This is a genomic window from Shewanella violacea DSS12 (assembly GCF_000091325.1).
GTDB lineage: Bacteria > Pseudomonadota > Gammaproteobacteria > Enterobacterales > Shewanellaceae > Shewanella > Shewanella violacea.
Genome location: NC_014012.1, coordinates 827,572 through 846,861 on the forward strand (window position 1 = coordinate 827,572; position 19,290 = coordinate 846,861).

Consider the following 19,290-nt stretch of genomic DNA (forward strand, 5'->3'; position numbering starts at 1 on the left):
GACCCCTCTGACCACTTTATCCTATTAACTACTAGCTCATCTATATCCCAAAGCTTGTTTTTTACATCTAAAAAGCTAAATCGAAGATATGACTTTCTCGACTGCATAGCCGGTGTGAACGCGGCTGTGACCTTCCGTGACAAGGATGTCACGGCAGAGCCCACAGGGATTGTGCTTGCGGCGAGTCGCAGAAGTGTTTGCACTTAAGCCCACGGCAGGTGATAGATAAACATGAAGCTATGCTTACCAGGCAATAATCAAATACCAAACCAGTACAATGAACCCAACTTAAAAAGATATTTGAAACTTGTTATCCGACAAGTGAGCCAATATAAATAGTGAACTCTACTCACTACAAAGCAGATAATTTTTCTGCTGCTTGCAGCAATGTTTTATCCTCTTTGGCAAAGCATAAGCGAATGACTTTATCACCTGGGGCAGTTTGGTAAAATACGCTCAGTGGGATTGCAGCTACGCCAATTTCTTTGACTAGATATTCACAAAATGACATGTCGTCTAGCCCTGAGATCTCGGAATAATCTAGCAGTAAAAAGTAGGTGCCTTCGCTGGGTAAAATCGTAAAGCGGCTATTTTGCAGCGCATTAACTAGCACGTCTCTCTTGTGTTGATAAAAAGCTGCCAGAGCTGTGATATGTTCAGGCTCTTGGGCCAGCATATCTGTTAACGCCAGTTGCGCTGGGGTGAAGCTTGAAAAGGTGACATATTGGTGAATCTTCCTAAACTCTTGCGTCAGCATCTTAGGAGCTACGCAGTAACCCATCTTCCAGCCAGTGCAATGGAATGTCTTGCCAAAACTGGAGATCACAAAAGCGCGTGAAAAAAGTTCAGCATCGGTCAATATACTGATGTGGGGCGTGTTGCCAAAGATGATATGTTCATATACCTCATCACTTATTATCAGCAAATCATGTTCGATCACCAGTGCTTTTAATTCATCAAAATCAGCTTGTTTTAACGTTTTTGCGCTGGGGTTATGAGGCGTGTTGATGATAATTCCGCGGGTTTTGTCTGTGATAGCTGCCGCTACCAGCTGCCAGTCTATAGCATAATCCGGTGCCAGCATTGGGATATGCACCGCACGGCCTCCGGCCAGTTCAATGGCGGGTTTATAGGAATCATAGGCCGGATCGAAGATTATTATTTCATCTCCTGGATGGGTGATGGCCTGTATTGTGACAAACAAGGCTTCGGTCGCTCCCGAAGTTACCGTTACCGTATCATTTGGGTTTACATCTATGCCGTATTGACGGCCTATGAGGCAGGCAATTTGAGCCTGTAGTGGTGCAAGTCCAGGGGAGGGAGCGTATTGATTAAAACCTAGATCGCAGTATTTGGCCAAGCCTTGCTTCAATAGCTTAGGGGCATCGAACTCGGGGAAGCCTTGAGAGAGGTTAATGGCCTGGTATTGGTTTGCCAGCCCTGTCATATAAGTAAATATGCTAGTGCCAAGGTTCGGTAATTTACTGCTGTGATCTAAGGTGCTCAATGGGAGTTTCTCCGTAGGTAAACCACTCTGGTTAGTCAGTATTCTCTGCTTTGTAATCTAATCTTATTCTAAATTACCTATATTTGATATTAGTAAAGTAAGCCAGTCAAACACGGCAACTTTGCTCGCAAGTGTCCTGTAATCCCTGCAAGCCCTGCAAGCCCAATGAAACCAATCGAAGATAATATTTGTAACTTGTGATTCAACAAGTGAACACGCTTTTGTCTAAAAATGAGTGACTAGCCAGTAAAACTAAAATCGAAGATGCACCTTTTCGAAGCCATAGCAGGTGTGAACGCGGCTGTGACCTTCGACATCAGGGATGATGTCGCAGAGGCTATAGGGATATACTCGCGCCGTGTCGCAGAAGTGTTTGCACTTAAGCCCACGGCAGGTGATAGATAAACATGAAGTTATGGTACTTAGTACGCTAGCAAGTACCCGTTAAACCCAATGAACCCAATGAACCCAATCAAAAAAGATATTTACTACTTGTTATCAGACAGGTTAAGCCTATTTGTTATCTAACAAGTCAGTCAGACTGAGGTTTTAATTGCCTTAGCCAAGGAAAACAAGCCATTGGTGCGTGATGGGCTGAGTTGTCCGGTTAAGCCTAATCGGTCGAAGTAGGCATCAATATCGAACGCCACTATCTCGTCGGCGCTTTTACCGTTACAGGCGGTGAGCAATAGCGCGACCAGACCTTTGACTATGCGAGCATCGCTGTCGGCGAGATAGTAGGAAAAGGACGGGACAGGCATAACTTTATCTAAGCGTAATATCACTCTGATTCAAAATAGAAGTGCGCTAGGTTTCCACGGAGAACACAGAGGTAGAGATGAAGATGGCCAAAGGATTGAGCTGTTGTCTTTCTCCGTGGCCCTTGGTGTCTTTCGTGGTGAATTGATTTGGTTTAGTTTTTTAAATATCTTTTGAATGAGAGCGAGTGCTCTAGCTTATCTATGTCCCAAAATGAGTTACTAACCAAGAATCTTAAATCGAAGAGATGACTTTCTCGACTACATAGCAAGTGTGAACGCGGCTGTGACCTTCCGTGACAAGGATGTCACGGCAGAGCGCCCATGGATGGGTTCACAGCGTGTCACAGAAGAGTTTACACATACCTCGCCGGGCAGGCGTTAGATAACAGTGATGCTATGGTACTTAGCAAACTAATCAAATAACTAACCAACCCAATGAACCCAATCAAAAAAGATATTTACTACTTATTATCAGACAGGTTAAGCCTATTTGTTATCTAACAAGTCAGTCAGACTGAGGTTTTAATTGCCTTAGCTAAGGCAAACAAGCCATTGGTGCGTGATGGGCTGAGTTGTCCGGTTAAGCCTAATCGGTCGAAGTAGGCATCAATATCGAACGCCACTATCTCGTCGGCGCTTTTACCGTTACAGGCGGTCAGCAGTAGCGCGACCAGACCTTTGACTATGCGGGCATCACTGTCGGCGAGATAGTAGTGCTTGCCGTCTATTTCACTATGATAGAGCCAGGCATTACTCTCACAACCCCTAACTTGGGCTTGCTCCACACGAAACTCATCTTCGAGCTTAGATAAGGTCTTGCCTAAGAGCATTATCTGACGATAGCGCTCCTGCCAGTTATTGGCATTTTCGAATTTAGGCAGTATCTCACTGGCATCGAGTTTAAGGGCTAAAAATACCTCTGTGGCGGGTTTTGCTGCTGAACTCATAAATGGCCCTGAATTAGTTACCTTGAATGATGTTTAAATAACATGCTAGAACTTAGAACTTAGAACTTAGAACTTAGAACTTAGAACTTAGAACTTAGAACTTAGAACTTATAGCTTATTTCGTTAGTCTAACAAGATCTCTTTTACCGATTTTAGCGCCTCTATAAAGCGATTGATATCTTCTTTACTGGTATAGACACCTATGGATGCTCGGCAGCAGCCCTTGATAGCTAAACTCTGCATCAGAGGCATGGCACAGTGGTGGCCACAGCGGACTGCGATCCCTTGCTGATCCAGTAAGATCCCTACATCCTGATGATGTTCATCGGCCAAGTTAAAGGCGACGGCGCCGATATTGTTTTCACTGGCACCGTAGAGCTTAATGTCGCCTAGATTAGCTAATTGAGTTTGCAGGTAAGCCAACAGCTCCTGCTCCCGTTGAGCAGTCTCAGCTTTAGGCAGATTTTGTATAAACTTGATGGCTGCACCAAGCCCTATAACCTCGGCTATGGGCGGCGTTCCAGCCTCGAGTCTGTTGGGTAAGATATTAAACTCGGTAGCATCGAAACTGACAGTCTTGATCATCTCGCCGCCAGTCATCATAGGCTCGAGCTTATCGAGAATATCGAAACGGCCATAGAGCACACCTATCCCGGTAGGGCCATACATCTTGTGGCCGGAGAACACATAAAAATCACAATCTATGGCCTGTACATCTATCTCCAGATGGGCGATAGCTTGAGCTCCGTCGACTAAGGTAATAGCACCTGCGGCCTTGGCCTTAGCGACCAATTGATTCACTGGGTTAAGAGTGCCAAGTGCGTTGGAGACATGGCATAGAGCGACTATGGCAGGCTTTTCCTTGAGCAGTGCTTCATAAGCCAATTCATCGAGTCGACAATCCTCTGTGAGCGGGATGGGCTTGATGATGGCGCCGCTGCGCTTAGCGAGTTCTTGCCAAGGGACGATATTGGCATGATGGGCGGCGGTGTCTATTAAGATGATATCGCCAGCTTGAGTCTGATTCATCAGGCCATGGGCGACCATATTAATCGATTCTGTGGTGCCGTGGGTGAAGATAATCTCTTCACGGCGACTGGCCTTGATAAAGCCTGTTAACTGATCGCGCACCGCCTCATATTGAGAGGTGGCTCTGGACGATAGTTGGTGGGCGGCCCGGTGAACATTAGCGTTATCTTTATGATAATACTGAGTCATTGCATCTATGACACATTTGGGTTTCTGGCTGGTTGCTGCCGTGTCCAGATAACACAGAGGGTATCCCTCTAAGGTCTGCTCGAGTGTAGGAAATTGAGCACGCAGCTGGGGAAAGTCCATTGTTCGGGTCCGGTAGTTCATCGGGTAAAAAGGCTATTAGATCTTCGGAGATTTAGGCGGCTAATGCAAGTGGCTTTTTAGGTGGATTATCTGCATGGCTTACTTGCGCATCTTGGTGGCATTTTTTAGCAATCTTTTCAGGCCATCTTTTGCTAGAGTTTGCCATAGACGAATGATACCTAGGAAGTGAAAATGCAATCGAAAGCGCATTGGGAAAAGGTTTACTCAAGCAAAGATGAAGCTGAGGTCAGCTGGTTTCAAGAACATGCCAAACTCTCATTGAAATTGATCCAGAATTCCGCTGTAAACAAAAATGCCTCAATCATAGATGTTGGCGGGGGAGCCTCTACACTGGTCGACGATCTCTTAGGTAATGGCTATCGCAATCTCACTGTATTGGATCTTTCTGCAGCGGCGCTCGCCAAAGCTCAGAATCGACTGGGCGAGCAAGCGTCGAATGTGACTTGGCTTGAGGCAAATGTGATTGAAGCCCAATACCCTCACCATGGCTATGATGTCTGGCATGATCGGGCTGTATTTCACTTTCTTAATACTCTTGAAGAACGTCAGGCATATGTGAAAGCCGTGCTGCATGCAGTCAAGCCCGGCGGTTTAGTTATCGTGGCCACTTTTGCCGAGAATGGCCCTACCATGTGCAGTGGCCTTCCCGTAAAGCGTTATAGCGCCGATGAACTCCATGAAGAGTTTGGCGAACCTTTCTCTTTGCTCGGCCATGAGAAGGAGTCCCACCAAACCCCCAATGGCAGCGAACAGCATTTCGTTTACTGCTTCTGTAGAAAGTTAGTCTAGGGATTTATGGGACTCTTTATCTTAAGGGCAGGGCAGTCGATAGGTTTGTGCCAGTTCATCTAGCCTTACCATTAGCTCTGGAGAAATACAGGTGTTGATGCTGTCGATATTCTCTTTTAGCTGTTTAAGGCTGGTGGCTCCTATGATGTTTGAGGCGACAAATTTACGTGAAGTGACGAAGGCTAATGACATCTGCGCAGGGCTTAGCTTGAATTCATGAGCAAGTTCTACATAGGCCTTGGTGGCATCGAGTGCGATTTGTGTCCCGGTATAACGTGAGAAGCGCTTAAACAGGGTGAGTCTGGCGTTTTCAGGCCATTTATTGTCTAGGTATTTTCCTGTTAGTGCGCCAAATGCCAAGGGAGAGTATGCCAGCAAGGGGACATCTTCGCGGTGGCTAATCTCTGCCATGCCCACCTCAAAACTGCGGTTGAGCAAACTATAGGGGTTTTGCACGCTGATCACCTTAGGCAAATCATGCTTCTCGGCGATCTCTAGGTATTTCATCAAGCCCCAAGGGGTTTCATTGGAGACGCCGATATAACGGATTTTTCCTGCCGTAACTAAAGAGGCCAAGGCTTCCAGGGTCTCTATGATAGGAGTCTGCTGCTCGTTGTCATCCTGCTGTTGGTAAGATAGCTCGCCGAAGAAGTTAGTATTTCTGTCTGGCCAGTGGATCTGATACAGATCTATGGTGTCGATCTGCAGTCGCTCCAGGCTGGCGTCGACGGCTTGATGAATATTGCGCCAGTCTAGAGCCATATTAGGACGTATGTAGTCACTCTTAGGGCCTGGTGCGGATACTTTAGTGGCTATGACTAACTTATCTCTGTTACCCGTTTTCTTAAGGTAGTGACCAATAATTCTCTCACTCTCGCCTTGAGTTTCAGCCTTAGGAGGAACCGGATACATCTCGGCGGTGTCGATAAAGTTGATGCCTTCCCCTATGGCATAATCTAGCTGAGAGAAAGCCTCGGCTTGGGTGTTCTGCTCACCCCAAGTCATGGTGCCTAAACAGAGTTCACTGACTTCAAGGTTGGAATGTGGGATACGACGATATTCCATATAATCTCCACTGTTATTTTAGCTGATTATTATTGGCTCAATGCCGGGTTTACTATCATTCGAAGCTAACAAGCTTTCAGAGGAAAGACTAGGGAAATAAAGATCTTAGTTCCTATTTTTAGATTTCAGACTCTTGGCTTTAGGAACTAGAATCTTTATAGCTTTAACAACATGGGCATCTCACTGCCATGGTGTCCGCTATCTCCCTGATGTGTGTCTAGATGCGTGCCTAGATGAACGTCCAGATGCTTAAATCCCATAGACTCATACAGTTTCACCGCTTCACTCAGCTTGGCTGTGGTTTCCAGGTAACAGGAGTTAAACCCTTGCTCGCGGGCAAAATCCAGGGCCAGATAAGCTAGGCGTTTAGTAAATCCTTTGCCTCTAAGTGCTTGGCTAAAATACATCTGCTGTAGTTCACATACCCTTTCCTGGCTTTCTGGGTTTGTTTCCCCTGTAATCACTAGAGGCGCTATTCCTGCGCCACCGAAAATCTCCCCCTCTTTCTCTATGACCCAATAACAGGCATCACTCCCTTGGTATTGTTCACTGAGGGTGTCTAAGTTGGGATTCCCTACGCTGTCATTTTTATCCGAGGTGAGGCCATATTCTGCCGAGACCGTTCGAATGACTTCGGCCATAGGGGCATTATCTTCTGAGGTCATCTCCCTAAGCTCATATTCCTGCTGCAGCCGAGAATGATGAATAGCTTTGTGATATAGGGTCATAGCTGTCTCAATCTGCTGGGTTTCAAAGGGAGATAACTGGCATAAGATCTCATCGAAGATGATGTTTTGCTGGTGATCTAACTTTTGCAGTAATTTACGTCCCTGGGGAGTTAGGTGAGCCAGTAGGCTACGGCTGTCTCTGGGATTACTCTTGGTATGAGCAAATCCCTTTTCAACCAAATGACTGAGGGCGCGACTGGCGTTGGACTTATCTATATTGAGGATTTGCGCCAATTTTTTTATCGATATTGCGCCCCGGCTGACTTCGATAAGTGCATGAGCCTGAACCGGAGATAGAGGAAGGTCGCCACAGGCTGAATTAAGCATGCCGAGTTGTCGCACAATATGGCGGGATATGGTTCTAAGTTCTGAACCTGTTTGATTGCCTAGTTTATTATCTTTTGTCATGCCCTGTTCCTGCCATTTATCTTGTTTGAGGTGACATAGGTTATCTGGGTCAGAAATAGCCTAGCAGCTCATGTCGAGCCGACTTGTGTCACTAAGAAAATATGGTTGCAACTTACATCTAACTTAGGGGGCGATTGAGAAAAATGCAAGTAGAGGTTAATGGCTTTGAGTGCCAAAACAAGTTTTGCTGTTTATTGATGAGCAGGCAAGCAATTGATAAGGGACGTCGATTGCTTGCCTTATAAAAAGAGATAGTAACTGGGCCTTTAATCGAGATAAAGTTCAGGATTTAGCATGGGGGCCATGGCTAAGATTAATGCCTGAGTATAGGTACTCTCTCTGGTGGCGTGTCCTTGGGTCAGTAGGCCTATGGCACCGCCTTGTTGTTTAATGTTGTTAGTGTTGAATAATCTATCCATCACATCTCCCAACTCCTCACCGGCAAGCAATGATTTATAGATAGATTGAGATATGGGCAGTTGGGCACTACGTCCAACTGAAAGTTGGCTCTGGGTAGCAATAACTGTGTAGGCAAAGGTGGCTGGCCCGTATTCGAAATTATCGACACCGCCTTCCATTGCGATAAAGAGTTCGGCGATAGGCTCTCCATCAGCTTGCTGCGCTGCTTTAGCGGAAAATTCTCGGCAATATTTAACTCGGTTTATGGCGCCTTCACGGGTTTCAACATCTGTCATGGGTTGGTCTGGTACGCCTGACGGGGCGTGCATGCCATTACATTCTATATCGATATCTGGAAACAGTTGGCAGATGGCGACTCTGGCAGCGTTTACTTTTACCGGGTTTTTCGACCCGACTAATACTCTGATCTTCTTTAATTTCGTTATCTGTTGCATTTTATTATTCATTCCAATCAACCTGAGATGATTATACCTAAATTATGCCTACTTTATTACGGGGGCGTCTTAAGTTAGCTGGTGAATATGTGTACGGCGTCTTATCAGACTCAGACTCAAACTAGGCTTAGAAAAATTGATGGTAGATCTAGCTCACTTTCTGGTTGTTGTTAAATATCGAGTGGATCACCTTTACTCCCTTGGTCGAGTCAACTAAAAAGCCTGTGACCTGATTCATGTTTTCCTAGGCTTATGCTGGTGCACCTATCAGAGTGGAGCTTGTTTGTGATGGTTGTCACTGCGGCGTCGTCTTGGGTAATTTTTCTAATATCACTAAAAGGTGATACATGTGTAACTTATGTTAATTTATCGGTTATTTAGGTTGAGTTAGCTAAGTGTAAATAAAGATTCTCTTTTCGGTAACTTAGATCTGGATCACATTATTAACTTGTTTTTGGATTTGATTACGAAATTCCATTCCAGATCAATTTTTCAGGGGTTGAGATCTATACTCTGGCCTTGAAATTTGCTGCTACTTGCCTTTTAAAATGTTTTTAGGTGAAGTGGTATTTAGAAAACCAAGGTGTAGAACACCTCAAAGGTAATGTTTATGCAGAAAGAAACGACCGTCTCTCAAGCCAATGATACTCAGCTCAATGGAGCCGAGACCCAAGTAAATCCAGCCGTTAGCCTGGGGTGGACACGTAAAGATACCACTTGGATGTTGAGTCTGTTTGGTACAGCTGTTGGTGCCGGTATTCTTTTTCTACCTATTAACGCCGGTATGGGCGGTTTCTGGCCGCTGGTTATGATGGCTGTGATCATAGGTCCAATGACTTATCTAGCCCATCGCGGCTTGTCACGTTTTATCTGCTCCTCGCAGAAGCCAGGCAGTGATATTACCGATGTAGTGGAAGAATACTTTGGTGTGAGTGCCGGTAAGGCGATTACCTTGCTCTATTTCTGCGCCATTTTCCCCATTGTATTGATCTATGGTGTTGGTATTACCAATACAGTAGACAGTTTTATCGTTAACCAACTCGGTATGGCATCACCTCCTCGTTGGTTACTATCGGGCTTGCTCATCACAGCTATGATGTCCGTGATGGTTTCTGGTGAGAAGTTGATGCTGAAGGTGACTCAGTTCCTGGTTTATCCTCTGGTGGGTATTTTAGTCTTCATGTCCTTGTATCTTATTCCAAGTTGGAAAATGGATGCCTTGATGCAAGTCCCTTCTACGGGTGACTTTCTGGGGACTGTCTGGTTAACCATTCCAGTATTGGTGTTTGCATTTAACCATTCTCCTGCAATTTCTCAGTTCTCTGTGGCGCTCAAGCGTGAACATGGTAAAGATGCATCAAAGAAAGCCGATGTGATACTGCGTAATACCAGTATGATGTTAGTCAGTTTCGTTATGTTGTTTGTGTTCTCTTGTGTGCTCTCTCTGAGTCCGGAGCAACTTGCCGAGTCTAAGGCGCAAAACTTACCGATCCTTTCTTACCTAGCTAACGTTCACTCAAGCGATTTTGTCAGCTACTTCGGTCCTATCATTGCTGTGATTGCCATTGTTTCCTCTTTCTTCGGCCACTACATGGGCGCGACTGAAGGCATAAAAGGCATCATCAATAAGCAACTGCGTAGCAGTAATAAGCAAGTTTCAGAAAAGAAAATAGACAGGTTTATTCTTGTATTCATGTTTATCACCATCTGGGGTGTGTCCATCATCAACCCTAGTATCTTAGGCATGATTGAGGCGCTGGGTGGTCCAGTAATCGCCGCGATTCTTTATCTGATGCCTATGTACGCTATCTACAAGGTACCAGCACTTAAGGCATACCGAGGCCGTATCAGCAATATCTTCGTTGTCGTTGCGGGTCTATTAGCTATGACGGCAATTTTGTTCGGTATGTTGTCTTAATCTCCCTTAGGTTCTCCTCTATATAAGATCAAGTTTTGGGTCAGTTTCATCTTTGGGACTGACCCTTCTTCATTTAGCCTTCCCCTCAGGAATAAGAGGTAAATTATGTTTAGCGCATTTGAAATATTTAAGATAGGCGTGGGTCCATCGAGCTCCCATACTGTCGGGCCGATGAAGGCCGCCAAAGAATTTGTCGATGAGTTACGTCAACGTGATGAGCTAGAGTCTGTCACTCGTATTAGTGTCGATATTTATGGCTCACTCTCGTTAACCGGAAAAGGCCATCATACTGATATTGCCATCTTGATGGGTTTGGGGGGCAACAGCCCTGCTAATGTCGATATTGACTCCATTCCTGCCACTATCAGTGAGATTGAGCAGAGCTCGAGTCTCTTGTTAGGTAAGGAGGCACACAGGGTAGATTTTCCACAAGATGCAGTGACTTTTCATAAGCATGCATTGGAACTCCATGAGAATGGCATGTCGATTCATGCCTGGCTTGGTGATGAGTGCTTGTTTAGTAAGACCTATTATTCAACTGGTGGCGGTTTTATTGTCGATGAAGAGCATTTTGGCCTAACGGCGGATAATGACGTCTCTGTGCCTTATCCTTACGCCTACGCATCTGAGTTACTCGAGCAGTGTACCCAGGCGGGTATGAGTATCAGTGACTTGATGATGGAAAATGAGAAGGTGTTTAATAGTGAAAAGGCCATCTATGAAGGCTTCGGTGCCATATGGGATGTGATGCAATCCGGCATAAAGAGAGGCTGCCAGACCGAAGGTGTCCTCGAAGGGCCACTACGAGTTCCAAGAAGGGCTCCAGATCTACACCGTCAATTGCTGGCTAATGATAGGCTTGCCGTCGATCCTATGGTCGTTATCGACTGGGTGAATGTGTTCGCTCTGGCTGTCAGTGAAGAGAATGCGGCCGGTGGACGTGTGGTGACCTCTCCGACGAATGGAGCAGCAGGTATTATTCCCGCTGTGATGGCTTATTACGATAAGTTTATTCAACCTATGGGTGAGCAAGAATACACCCGCTTTTATCTAGCAGCTGCTGCGATAGGCTCACTCTATAAACGTAACGCATCGATTTCAGGTGCCGAAGTAGGCTGTCAGGGGGAAGTCGGTGTAGCTTGCTCTATGGCTGCCGCTGGTTTGGCTGAGATCATGGGGGCTAGTCCCTCTCAGGTGTGCATTGCTGCCGAGATTGGCATGGAGCACAACTTAGGATTAACCTGCGATCCAGTAGGGGGCCAAGTGCAGGTACCTTGTATCGAACGTAACGCTATTGCCGCTGTAAAGGCGATTAACTCGTCGCGTATGGCGATGCGCCGTACTAGCGAGCCCAGAGTCAGCTTAGATAAGGTGATAGCAACCATGTATGAAACTGGCAAGGACATGAACGTAAAATACCGTGAAACCAGCCAAGGTGGTTTAGCCATCAAGGTAATGAGTATTTGTGCTTAGATAAAATATTCGAGGAAAGGCCATCATGAGATGGTCTTTTTTTTGCCTAGGATATTGATGATGCATCAGCTACTAAATTTTATGATGAGTGCTAGAGAAGGAGAAGGTGATAGCAAGCGTCTATGTTATGAAACTGGCAAGGGCATGAAGGTTAAATACCGTGAAACCAGCCAAGGTGGTTTAGCTATTAAAGTAATGAGTATTTGTGCTTAAAAGATAGTTTCGAGGGCGACCTTAGGTCTTCGAGAGCGGCTGGAAAGCGCCTTCGAGAGCGTGACTTCGTCACTGCGAGGGCTATACGGCCTTAGGGAAAAGATGAGTCAAAAGCGACAAGCTCTTGCTTGTTGCTTTGCTTATTCTCGTTTTCTCGCAGCGAAGCGTTCGCTCTCGTTACTTCTCTTCGTACATTAAATAGTAACTCTGCTCCATGCCCAAGGCTTGATAGGTTTGTTGCGCCTTGGTATTTTCCTGCTCCACGTAGAGTCTGAAACTTGCCGCGCCACCATTCTGTGCTGCTATGGTTTTCACTTGCTGGTACAGTTTTCCATAGATACCCTGGCGGCGATTCTCCGGACGAATATAAACACTCTGGATCCAGTAGTAATTTAGCGCGCGCCAATCGCTCCATTCGAAGGTAACCATCAGAGAACCCACTATCTCGCCTTCGACTTCGGCGACTAGATAGAAGCCTTTTTCTGGCTCAGAAAGTAGAGCATTTACCCCTTTTGTCAGTAGGATTTCATCCAGTGACAGGTTTTCGGTTTCCAATGCCATGGCTTGGTTGAATCGAACCAGTGCTGCCAGATCCGATTGCTGACCTTTTCTTAATTGCACACTTGATTGAATATTTGATTTTTCATTTGATTTTACACTTGAATGCATCTTGGTCAGGCTCCATTTTTTGCAGATACTTTAGCATGTCATCGCGCTTTATTTGACGAATAATGTATGAATTTTTATTGGGCTAAAGCCCCCTGGATTTGTTGAGCATCTTTACGGCATTATTGTTTGTTTATTGAGAGTAACTAGATAACACAAGCTCCACCTTATTCACTTAATATAAAGAGGTAAAGGTCAAAATTTGCAGCCAAAACAAGCCTGAAAGGTCAATCCCCCTAACTCTGCTAGACTTTTACTATTGGCTCAGGAGAAGTTGGCTCAAGAGAAGTCGACTTAAGAGAAAGAGGCGTCTATGGCATCGGTCAGACATAAATATCGTGTTCATCGGCTAGGGAGCAAGTCTTCTGCCTATTGTTATGTGAGTTATAGAAGAAAAGGTGAGGACTTACAGGCATTATTCAGGAGAACGGCGGCTAATCAAGATAGACTCATTGTGCAAGAGCGAATAGGTATCCATAGTAAGCATGTTAAATGCGCCAAGCTTGAGTCTAGTAATCTTGAGGCTAGTAACCTTGAGAAAAAGAAGCTGATTCACTTTGTACTTACCCTTATTACTTTCGGTGCTTGGGGCCTTGTTTGGTGGTGGTTAATCTTAAAGTCTGAAGGCAAAGCGGACCAGCTATTTCGTGGGTTTGACGATGCTTATTGGAGTTACCTTATCGAGCGGGAGCAGCCTCCTGCATCACTGCATAAAATTAAAATCGATCAAGAGGCTAAGACTGGATACTTCGATGCTTGAGTTTGATGCTTGTTCTAACTGGCTTAAGCTAGGTATAGGTATAGGTATAGGTATAGGTCTAGTTTGACAGATAAAAAAACCGCCCTTTGGCGGTTTTTTACCAGCATCACTTTACCTGTTATTCATTCTGGCAGTCTGTCAGCTGATAAAATGGCTTCAGATCTTACTCAATACAAATTGAGTTTTACCATTGGCATCTTTCAATACCAGCTTACTCTTGGCGATTTGACCTGAGGTTACCTCGAGCATGGATTTCATGACTCTTTGCTCCTGATCCATCAAGGCATCGACACAGGCTTTCATCGTGCTACCAGTAGGTGAAAGTGTGATTGATGAGCCTTGGAGGGAGTATTCGCCAAAGAAGCTATTACAACTATTATTACCGCTGAGTTTGCCATCATGACTGAAGATGAGTTGAGCCGGACTGTAATCCATCACAGGCTGACCAGCGACGGCTTCTATGTGCCAAGTTCCAGCTAGTTCTTTTTCCATAGGCTCAGGCTCTGCTGTACTTTGACAGGCGGATAATGCGAAGAATGTAGCGGTGATTAAAAAAGATTTTAAAGACATTACAGAGATCCAAATAATTTTATGCTTATATTGTGGCAAGTTTGGAACAAGATAAAAAGCGAAAACTTGATATAAGGGCACAAAGTGTAATGAAAGCTATAAAACGATTACATTGGCTAGGCTTACTCATGTTTCTTAGTGGTACTGCAGCCTATTTGTTTACAGATTCGACACAGGTGATTAGCGTCTAGCTTGATTGGACTGGGTTTAGTCATGATGTCATTGCCCATTGTAATCTTTATACAATGGGCAAGAGAGCAGGAACAAAAGCAAGATTAGTCCTATGGATATAATAATCAGACTAGGGCTATCTGGTTTTTTTATCTAGTCCGAGTCGATTCAGGTTTAGACTCTTGTTAGCTTGTTCTTGCATAGGTCGCAGGTCGATTTGAGTATCTGGGGTGAAGTAACTCTGTCCTGTGACCAAGTTTAATTTCTCACCTTCTTTGGCAAACTGTTTCTTCAGTCTAAGTACCAGAGAGTCGAGGTTTGACTCATTATCGATAAAACAAAGAATAATAAATTGGTTATGACTTATCCTTGCCGATACATCTGCATCTCTTAAACAGTTATTAATTATTCTGGCGACTATGCGTAGCATCTGCTCATTGGATTCTGTTTCTACTTCTCCCGCCTCATCGCAAAGAGTTTCGACTAAGATTATGCCCGCATGAGAGCCAAAACGTCGACTCAGACTCAATTGTCTTGGTGCCATCAGGCTGAAACCATATTGATTAAGCATGCTGGTCTGTTCGTCTTGCACCGATAGTATCTGCACTTTCATCATCAAGAATAGATGCTTAAGTTCCGCTTGAATTAAAGATTTTGTTGTTTCGACTAGAGGGGCGAGACGTTCTTGAAATTTATTCTGATGAGGATCGCAGATCAATATACAACCAAAGAGTTCACCATCCGGCCAGTAAATTAATTGACATATCAGATGTTGAAACTGTGACAGGCTAGAAGTAAATTCATTTCCTTCCACATGAAATTGGCCATAACCGCTCTGAGATTGAATCAGCTTTAATAATGGGGCATCGAAAAATGTAGTTCCTGCACTAAGGTCGTAATCTTGGCTCTGCTGAGTGCAAACGACTTGAAAGCTATTTTCGGCTAATTGCAATATCAGGCTCGTTTGTGAACGATAGAAACTGGTTAATAGATCCATTTGTTGCTGCCATCTTGGCAAGCTGATAGCTGGATGATCTTGTTCTCTTAGCCAGAGTCGGTGATGATTGCTTTGGGCTAGCATGAGACTTCTCTCTTAGAATTTTATCTGAGTTAAGGGATTCTTATCTGATCTAAAATAATGCTTATCTGTGACGAGAGTGATTAAATTAGTACTACTCAGAGTTTGGTTTGTTCTTACGCTAGTTAGCATACTTAATTTCAAAGGTTAATAGAATGTAACTGGGCGTGTTATTTTCAGAACAGAGTGTTCCGCTATAACTATGACAAGAACTAGATGCTTATGTGTTTAGGTCGGCAATCCGGTTTGAGAAGTAAGTTGTTACGCTTATATGGGGAGTGTCATTTTCAGGTTTCAGCGGGGGCTTCAAGTTTGGCTGCTTGGGCTGCCAACTTAATTTTTTCAGATTTCAGTCCTTGTTTTGATGCTTCAAGCATTGGGGCGAGTTTAAGTGTCGAGTCAGGCGTGAAATAGTTGCAGCTTGAGTCAACTTTAAGTTGATCGTTTTGTTGAAAAATTAACTTGTCGACACGCTTACTTATGTGGAGAAGATCTCTCTCTGAATCGACAAATACCAGTACCACAAACAGATTGTCATCGTAGTGGGCCGCAATATCGGCTGTTCTTATTGTATCCTGAATGATGCTTCCCAATAACCTATGATGCTTTTCTTCTATGTGCTCTATGGTGTGGGCAGAGTAGAGTTCGAAAAAAATGATACCTGCATGGGCACCGAAACGTCGGCCTAAGCTAAGTTGTCTGGGCGCCATCATAATAAAGCCATATTGATTCAACATGCCAGTTTCTCTGTCACGCATAGATAAGGATTCTATTCTTTGTGTTTGGCAGTATAGAGTCAGCTCTTGTTGAAGTAATACTTGAAAAGGTTCCAACATAAATGAATTCGATGCAGCTGTGGATTTTTCGGCATTCAATACGCAGATACATCCGAAATGTGTGCCATCTGGCCAGAGAATAGGACGGGTCAATAAGTTTTCGGCTTGATTGAACTCTTCATGTAGATCTACGTGATCATGATTGGTTAAATCGATATTTAAACCATCGGGCAGTGAGCGTATCAAGCGTTGAAAAATTTTATGACCTCTATCGAAGCTAGTACCGGTAGTAAACTGTCTGGACTGGCTAATCGAGCTAACGATAACTTCAAAACTGGTGCCAGTTTCTTGGATGATAAATACCACATTAGCTTCATAATAACGTTTCATTAATTCGCACTGGTGCATCCAGCGAACTAAGTTTAGCTGGGTATTATCACTTTCTAGTAAGCTAATACTGGTATCGATAGTTTCAGGGAGCATGGGAACCTAGATAAGTCATCTCGTTATTGGGTTAATTGTGGTAGTCAGAACGTCATTATGCAAATGGATGACGTGTTTGGGCATTTTCAGACAGCGGATAATTAGCCTAGGACAGTGGGGTATTAGTATATAATCGGGCTAATTTGTTTATTTATCATTGAAAGATACAGGCATCATGAAAATCAGACTAGCCCATATGGGTGATCTCAAGCAGTTGGTAAAGCTTGAACGACTACATCTCAATGATGAGCTTAGTGACGGCTCGCAAGCTCATGCGTTAGATGGACAAGCTTTTGGAGAGGCTGAGCTAAGGCAATTGATTGACTCTCATTGGATCTGTGTTGCTGAGCGCGAGGCAGACGCTCTCGATGGACACCAGGGCGAGATAGTGGGTTATGTTATTGCCGGTGCTTGGTCATTTTTTGAATCATGGCCTGTGTATCGACATATCCTCAAAAGATTAAAAGAATTTAGTCTTGGCGGGATTAAGCTAACTAAGAGTAATTCATGTCAATATGGTCCTATCTGGATTAAGCAGGAGTGTCGTGGCCAAGGAATTTTTGAGGCTCTGGTCACTGAGATTAGAACTCATGTTCAAGCTAAATTCCCCTTTATGCTTACCTTTATCGCCGAAGATAATATGGCTTCATTCTCAGCACACACCAATAAAGCATCGATGCAGGTGTTAGATTTTTTTACCTTCGATGACAGAGATTATTATCTGTTGGCCTTGTCTACTTGAGCTTATGAGCAAAACTCAAGCAGCTGAATTGACCTCCATTGGGCTTGCCATTATGAATTCGACAACAGACAAACAAGTATTACAGCGAGTGCAAAAATTAGTCGCGCCCTACGGCGGGGAGTCTCTGTCGGCTTTCGACAATATGAAGTTAGTTGTTGCCGTTATAGCCGCAGATGGCAAGAGTGGGTCAGACGATTCAGTAAATCATCAAGCTAGCATTGCCTATGAAGTAACTCCGCATAGGGAGGATGATTCTGAAACTGATGGGGATCAAAGCAAACAAGCATTTTACTGTGTGCAATGGCAAGGTCTGTGGATACATTGTGGCCTTACTAATGATTACAGCGCGTCGATTCAGCTGTTAAGTCATGATGGCAAGTTGCGGCCCATTAAACAGTCAGGCCTATCTGATAATAATGAGCATGCTATTGGTGAAGGTACACTGGGTATTATCGATATAGAAGCATCTTGCTTGAGGGAAGTGAATCTAGCTGTGATATCCCTGCAACAAATTGAATTTATGTGTATGGAGTATGCACATTTTGACCATTGCTAGATGACCTCCTGATGCTCGGCAAAGAAATCTAGAATGACAACAGCTTTATTCAGGACATAAAAAAACCGCCATTTGGCGGTTTTTAGGGTTTAACAGTCGCTAGACTGGCTAAACAAATTTATATCTTAGCAGCTGATTTCAGTGCTTCGGCTTTATCGGTACGTTCCCATGGGAACTCATTACGACCGAAGTGACCGTATGCCGCTGTAGATTGATAGATTGGGCGAGCCAAGTCTAGCATCTCAGTCAGTCCATATGGACGTAGGTCGAAGTGCTCACGTACCAAGGCTATAAGTAGCTCTTCAGATACCTTGCTAGTGCCGAACGTCTCAATACTGATAGAAGTAGGCTCTGCAACACCGATAGCGTAGGAAACTTGTAGTTCACAACGATCCGCAAGACCCGCAGCAACTATGTTTTTAGCCACATAACGTGCCGCGTATGCCGCACTGCGATCGACCTTAGAAGGATCTTTACCCGAGAAAGCCCCGCCACCATGACGTGCCATTCCGCCGTAGGTATCAACAATGATCTTACGACCCGTAAGACCACAATCACCTACTGGACCACCGATAACGAAACGGCCTGTAGGATTGATGAAGTATTTAGTGTCTTTAGATAACCATTTAGCCGGTAGTACTGGCTTGATGATAGTTTCCATCACACCTTCAATCAGATCTGCTTGATTGACGCTGTCGCAATGCTGAGTAGAAAGAACAACTGCGTCGATACCGACAATCTTGTTGTTTTCGTAGGCGAAGGTCACTTGGCTCTTTGCATCGGGACGTAACCAAGGCAGAGTCTTACTCTTACGCATTTCAGATTGACGTTTTACCAGAGCGTGAGCATAGGTAATTGGTGCAGGCATAAGCACGTCAGTCTCGTTGCTGGCATAACCAAACATGAGTCCTTGGTCACCGGCGCCTTGCTCTTTAGGATCGGCACGGTCAACACCTTGGTTAATGTCAGGAGACTGTTTACCTATGACATTCAATACAGCGCAAGAGTCGGCATCGAAGCCCATATCTGAATTGATATAACCAATTTCACGTACGGTCTTACGGGTGATCTCTTCGATATCTACCCAGGCTGAAGTCGTGACTTCACCACCGACCATAACCATACCGGTCTTTACATAAGTTTCGCAGGCAACTCTAGCCTTAGGATCTTGCTCCAGAATTGCGTCCAATACCGCATCAGAAATCTGATCGGCGATTTTATCGGGATGCCCCTCAGAGACTGACTCGGAGGTAAACAGGTGCTGTGCCATGGTGATAAATCTCATTTTAAAACAATTTGAATGTGTAGAAGTATCTACATCTAGATGGCTATTTTAATTCAATTTCGTTTCCTTATCACCCCTGATGAGGAAATATTCTTGAGTTTATGGCCTAGTCTGTGGCATTTCACACTTGATTATGTTTATTAAGCTTTAGTTATCAGCTTGATAGGGCTGAAAGTAAAGT

The 19,290-nt window shown here is 44.5% G+C and carries 19 protein-coding genes and 1 pseudogene; 8 read left to right on the top strand and 12 right to left on the bottom strand.

The genetic code is table 11. The features are described 5' to 3' along the window. Positions 1-352 precede the first annotated feature (352 nt). The gene (locus SVI_RS03300; protein WP_013049976.1) at positions 353-1,507 is read right to left on the bottom strand and encodes a methionine aminotransferase; all 1,155 of its coding nucleotides are present in this window, start codon (positions 1,505-1,507) and stop codon (positions 353-355) included. A 264-nt stretch (positions 1,508-1,771) separates the two neighbouring features. On the opposite strand from SVI_RS03300, the gene SVI_RS21675 reads away from it, so the two are divergent. Next, entirely contained in the window at positions 1,772-1,912 is a 141-nt protein-coding gene (locus SVI_RS21675; protein WP_013049977.1) for a hypothetical protein, read from the top strand. Positions 1,913-2,043: 131 nt separating this feature from the next. Here SVI_RS21675 and SVI_RS03305 read toward each other — a convergent pair. The 3 genes and pseudogenes from SVI_RS03305 to SVI_RS03315 form a co-directional block, all read right to left on the bottom strand. After that, positions 2,044-2,247 (bottom strand): annotated as a pseudogene (locus tag SVI_RS03305) (SufE family protein); the annotation flags it as partial. A 530-nt stretch (positions 2,248-2,777) separates the two neighbouring features. Further along, positions 2,778-3,215 carry a SufE family protein gene (locus SVI_RS03310; RefSeq protein ID WP_013049979.1) on the bottom strand — a complete coding sequence of 146 codons (438 nt, stop codon included), beginning with the start codon at positions 3,213-3,215 and terminating at the stop codon, positions 2,778-2,780. 123 nt (positions 3,216-3,338) lie between these two features. Then, positions 3,339-4,553: a cysteine desulfurase gene (locus SVI_RS03315; protein ID WP_013049980.1), complete on the bottom strand. Its 1,215-nt coding sequence runs from the start codon at positions 4,551-4,553 to the stop codon at positions 3,339-3,341. Between the two features lie 192 nt (positions 4,554-4,745). Between SVI_RS03315 and SVI_RS03320 the strand changes: the two genes are divergently transcribed. Next, positions 4,746-5,363, top strand: coding sequence for a class I SAM-dependent methyltransferase (locus SVI_RS03320; RefSeq protein WP_013049982.1), 618 nt, complete (start codon positions 4,746-4,748; stop codon positions 5,361-5,363). Positions 5,364-5,384: 21 nt separating this feature from the next. Here SVI_RS03320 and SVI_RS03325 read toward each other — a convergent pair whose 3' ends face one another. From SVI_RS03325 to yjjX, 3 genes are all read right to left on the bottom strand, one after another. Further along, positions 5,385-6,428, bottom strand: a complete 1,044-nt coding sequence (locus SVI_RS03325) for an NADP(H)-dependent aldo-keto reductase (RefSeq protein ID WP_013049983.1) — start codon at positions 6,426-6,428, stop codon at positions 5,385-5,387. Between the two features lie 155 nt (positions 6,429-6,583). Then, positions 6,584-7,564, bottom strand: coding sequence for a bifunctional helix-turn-helix transcriptional regulator/GNAT family N-acetyltransferase (locus tag SVI_RS20870; RefSeq protein WP_013049984.1), 981 nt, complete (start codon positions 7,562-7,564; stop codon positions 6,584-6,586). Between the two features lie 266 nt (positions 7,565-7,830). Further along, positions 7,831-8,418, bottom strand: coding sequence for an inosine/xanthosine triphosphatase (gene yjjX / locus SVI_RS03335; protein ID WP_013049985.1), 588 nt, complete (start codon positions 8,416-8,418; stop codon positions 7,831-7,833). A gap of 610 nt (positions 8,419-9,028) precedes the next feature. On the opposite strand from yjjX, the gene SVI_RS03340 reads away from it, so the two are divergent. The 3 genes from SVI_RS03340 (at position 9,029) to SVI_RS21350 (ending at position 12,022) form a co-directional block, all read left to right on the top strand. Beyond that, positions 9,029-10,336 (top strand): serine/threonine transporter, encoded by a 1,308-nt coding sequence (locus SVI_RS03340; protein ID WP_013049986.1) that lies wholly within the window; start codon positions 9,029-9,031, stop codon positions 10,334-10,336. Between the two features lie 105 nt (positions 10,337-10,441). Then, the gene (locus SVI_RS03345; protein ID WP_013049987.1) at positions 10,442-11,809 is read left to right on the top strand and encodes an L-serine ammonia-lyase; all 1,368 of its coding nucleotides are present in this window, start codon (positions 10,442-10,444) and stop codon (positions 11,807-11,809) included. 57 nt (positions 11,810-11,866) lie between these two features. Beyond that, entirely contained in the window at positions 11,867-12,022 is a 156-nt protein-coding gene (locus tag SVI_RS21350) for a hypothetical protein (RefSeq protein ID WP_157608649.1), read from the top strand. A 177-nt stretch (positions 12,023-12,199) separates the two neighbouring features. On the opposite strand, the gene SVI_RS03350 is transcribed toward SVI_RS21350, so the two are convergent. Next, positions 12,200-12,583: a GNAT family N-acetyltransferase gene (locus tag SVI_RS03350; protein WP_408005169.1), complete on the bottom strand. Its 384-nt coding sequence runs from the start codon at positions 12,581-12,583 to the stop codon at positions 12,200-12,202. Between the two features lie 556 nt (positions 12,584-13,139). Between SVI_RS03350 and SVI_RS21355 the strand changes: the two genes are divergently transcribed. Beyond that, a complete protein-coding gene (locus SVI_RS21355; protein ID WP_408005170.1) occupies positions 13,140-13,448 on the top strand; it encodes a hypothetical protein in 309 nt (102 codons plus the stop codon). Positions 13,449-13,604: 156 nt separating this feature from the next. Here the strand turns inward: SVI_RS21355 and SVI_RS03360 are convergent, their stop codons facing one another. The 3 genes from SVI_RS03360 to SVI_RS03370 form a co-directional block, all read right to left on the bottom strand. Beyond that, positions 13,605-14,018 carry an META domain-containing protein gene (locus SVI_RS03360; protein WP_013049991.1) on the bottom strand — a complete coding sequence of 138 codons (414 nt, stop codon included), beginning with the start codon at positions 14,016-14,018 and terminating at the stop codon, positions 13,605-13,607. A gap of 307 nt (positions 14,019-14,325) precedes the next feature. Continuing rightward, positions 14,326-15,270, bottom strand: a complete 945-nt coding sequence (locus SVI_RS03365) for a GGDEF domain-containing protein (protein ID WP_013049993.1) — start codon at positions 15,268-15,270, stop codon at positions 14,326-14,328. A gap of 284 nt (positions 15,271-15,554) precedes the next feature. After that, a complete protein-coding gene (locus SVI_RS03370) occupies positions 15,555-16,526 on the bottom strand; it encodes a nucleotidyl cyclase domain-containing protein (RefSeq protein WP_013049994.1) in 972 nt (323 codons plus the stop codon). 175 nt (positions 16,527-16,701) lie between these two features. Here SVI_RS03370 and SVI_RS03375 point away from each other — a divergent pair, with 175 nt between their 5' ends. Both SVI_RS03375 and SVI_RS03380 read left to right on the top strand, forming a co-directional pair. Then, complete coding sequence (locus SVI_RS03375) at positions 16,702-17,268, top strand: GNAT family N-acetyltransferase (protein WP_013049995.1); 567 nt, start codon at positions 16,702-16,704, stop codon at positions 17,266-17,268. A gap of 52 nt (positions 17,269-17,320) precedes the next feature. Then, positions 17,321-17,824: a hypothetical protein gene (locus SVI_RS03380; RefSeq protein WP_041420198.1), complete on the top strand. Its 504-nt coding sequence runs from the start codon at positions 17,321-17,323 to the stop codon at positions 17,822-17,824. Positions 17,825-17,942: 118 nt separating this feature from the next. Here SVI_RS03380 and metK read toward each other — a convergent pair whose 3' ends face one another. After that, positions 17,943-19,094, bottom strand: coding sequence for a methionine adenosyltransferase (metK, locus tag SVI_RS03385; RefSeq protein WP_013049997.1), 1,152 nt, complete (start codon positions 19,092-19,094; stop codon positions 17,943-17,945). Between the last annotated feature and the right edge of the window lie 196 nt (positions 19,095-19,290).

Excerpts from the sequence above, each read along its gene's own strand:
- SVI_RS03325 (WP_013049983.1), bottom strand. The coding sequence starts at position 6,428 with ATGGAATATCGTCGTATCCCACATTCCAACCTTGAAGTCAGTGAACTC.
- SVI_RS03345 (WP_013049987.1), top strand. The coding sequence starts at position 10,442 with ATGTTTAGCGCATTTGAAATATTTAAGATAGGCGTGGGTCCATCGAGC.
- metK (WP_013049997.1), bottom strand. The coding sequence starts at position 19,094 with ATGGCACAGCACCTGTTTACCTCCGAGTCAGTCTCTGAGGGGCATCCC.
- SVI_RS03315 (WP_013049980.1), bottom strand. The coding sequence starts at position 4,553 with ATGGACTTTCCCCAGCTGCGTGCTCAATTTCCTACACTCGAGCAGACC.
- SVI_RS03365 (WP_013049993.1), bottom strand. The coding sequence starts at position 15,270 with ATGCTAGCCCAAAGCAATCATCACCGACTCTGGCTAAGAGAACAAGAT.
- SVI_RS20870 (WP_013049984.1), bottom strand. The coding sequence starts at position 7,564 with ATGACAAAAGATAATAAACTAGGCAATCAAACAGGTTCAGAACTTAGA.
- SVI_RS03375 (WP_013049995.1), top strand. The coding sequence starts at position 16,702 with ATGAAAATCAGACTAGCCCATATGGGTGATCTCAAGCAGTTGGTAAAG.
- SVI_RS21350 (WP_157608649.1), top strand. The coding sequence starts at position 11,867 with ATGATGCATCAGCTACTAAATTTTATGATGAGTGCTAGAGAAGGAGAA.
- SVI_RS03360 (WP_013049991.1), bottom strand. The coding sequence starts at position 14,018 with ATGTCTTTAAAATCTTTTTTAATCACCGCTACATTCTTCGCATTATCC.
- SVI_RS03310 (WP_013049979.1), bottom strand. The coding sequence starts at position 3,215 with ATGAGTTCAGCAGCAAAACCCGCCACAGAGGTATTTTTAGCCCTTAAA.
- SVI_RS03350 (WP_408005169.1), bottom strand. The coding sequence starts at position 12,583 with ATGGCATTGGAAACCGAAAACCTGTCACTGGATGAAATCCTACTGACA.
- SVI_RS03380 (WP_041420198.1), top strand. The coding sequence starts at position 17,321 with ATGAATTCGACAACAGACAAACAAGTATTACAGCGAGTGCAAAAATTA.
- SVI_RS03340 (WP_013049986.1), top strand. The coding sequence starts at position 9,029 with ATGCAGAAAGAAACGACCGTCTCTCAAGCCAATGATACTCAGCTCAAT.
- SVI_RS03370 (WP_013049994.1), bottom strand. The coding sequence starts at position 16,526 with ATGCTCCCTGAAACTATCGATACCAGTATTAGCTTACTAGAAAGTGAT.
- SVI_RS03320 (WP_013049982.1), top strand. The coding sequence starts at position 4,746 with ATGCAATCGAAAGCGCATTGGGAAAAGGTTTACTCAAGCAAAGATGAA.
- SVI_RS21675 (WP_013049977.1), top strand. The coding sequence starts at position 1,772 with ATGCACCTTTTCGAAGCCATAGCAGGTGTGAACGCGGCTGTGACCTTC.
- yjjX (WP_013049985.1), bottom strand. The coding sequence starts at position 8,418 with ATGCAACAGATAACGAAATTAAAGAAGATCAGAGTATTAGTCGGGTCG.